The 854-nt window shown below is 73.7% G+C and carries 1 protein-coding gene; it reads left to right on the top strand.

All coding sequences use genetic code 11. From position 1 onward, the window contains the following. Positions 1-95: 95 nt before the first annotated feature. A partial coding sequence (locus D7V93_RS43575; protein WP_208723374.1) for a 2-oxo acid dehydrogenase subunit E2 occupies positions 96-854 on the top strand: 759 nt, incomplete at its 3' end.

The following is an 854-nucleotide window of genomic DNA, read 5'->3' as shown; positions in this document are numbered from 1 at the left end:
GGAGGGGGATGCGGAAGCGGTGGTGTGCTGTCTAACAGGGGCGGGTGCCCGGTTGCACCCCGTCCTCCCGCGTGCGATGGCGCGAGCCTCCTTCCGTGAACCTGGACCTGAAACCCGCGCCGCCCGCCGGTGCCTTCCGCAAGCTCGCGCTGGGCACGTGGCGGACGCCGCGCGACCCGTCGTCCTATGCGTCGCTGGAACTGCGCATGGAGCCGGCGCTCGCGTTCATGGCCGACCACCGCGCGTGCACGGGCCGGCGGCTGACGGTGACGCACCTGGTGGCGAAGGCCGCCGCGGACGCGCTGCGCCGCCACCCCGAGGCCAACGTCGTGCTGCGCGGCCAGCGCCCCTGGCAACGCGAGGACGTGGGCGTCTGCGTGCTGGTGGTGCAGCCGGCGCAGGGGACGTCGCGGGTGGACCTGACCACCGCCACCGTGCACCGCGCGGACGCGCTGTCGCTGGAGGCCCTGGCGGACGCGCTGGAGGCGAAGGTGTCGCGCGTGCGGGCGCGCGAGGACATGGAGATTGAACGCGGCAAGCGCCGCTCGTCGCTCCTGCCCGGCTGGCTGATGGGCCCCGCGCTGCGGCTGCTGTCGTTCGTCTGGTACGGGCTCAACCTCAACCTGCGCTGGGTGGGGATGCCCTTCGATCCGTTCGGCTCCGTGGCGGTGACGAACCTGGGCTCGCTGGGGTTGGAGCAGGGCTTCGTGGCGATGGTGCCCTACACCCGCGTGCCCCTGCTGCTGGCGCCGGGCCGGGTGCGGGACGTGCCGGTGGTGGAGGCGGGGGCGCTGGTGCCGGGGAAGGTGATGACGCTCACCTGCACGTGGGACGCGCGCCTCATCGACGTGGAC

It is taken from the genome of Corallococcus llansteffanensis, assembly GCF_003612055.1.
Taxonomy (GTDB): domain Bacteria; phylum Myxococcota; class Myxococcia; order Myxococcales; family Myxococcaceae; genus Corallococcus; species Corallococcus llansteffanensis.
Note: the sequence above shows the minus strand (reverse complement) of the source record. Positions and strands in the feature narration are given on the sequence as shown.